The organism is Arachnia propionica (genome assembly GCF_003859805.1).
Taxonomy (GTDB): Bacteria; Actinomycetota; Actinomycetes; order Propionibacteriales; family Propionibacteriaceae; genus Arachnia; species Arachnia propionica_C.
Genome location: NZ_RQZG01000069.1, coordinates 1 through 308 on the forward strand (window position 1 = coordinate 1; position 308 = coordinate 308).

General features: G+C 67.2%; 1 protein-coding gene. It reads right to left on the reverse strand.

Features of this window, described 5'->3' with window-relative positions:
* On the reverse strand, positions 1–278 hold a 278-nt coding region (locus EII34_RS15800; protein WP_260425204.1), incomplete at its 3' end, for a glycosyltransferase.
* Between the last annotated feature and the right edge of the window lie 30 nt (positions 279–308).

Consider the following 308-nt stretch of genomic DNA (forward strand, 5'->3'; position numbering starts at 1 on the left):
TACTGCTCCTCGTAGGCCAGGGCGCAGGCATCCGCGGTGAACCGCGCCGCCTCAACACGACCCCCCGCCGCCAACCGATCCGCCAGACCCCGATCCCCGAACAACCGCTCCAGACTCACCCCGGGCTCCCCCACATCCTCCGGATCGAACAACAACCCCGAGACCTCATCGGTGACCACCTCACTGATCCCCGGAATACGCGGCGCGACAACCGGCAACCCCACCGCCATCCCCTCAGCCGCCGCCAACCCGAACCCCTCCACCCTCGAGGTCGACAAGAACACATCATGCTGCCGCAACAACTCCGG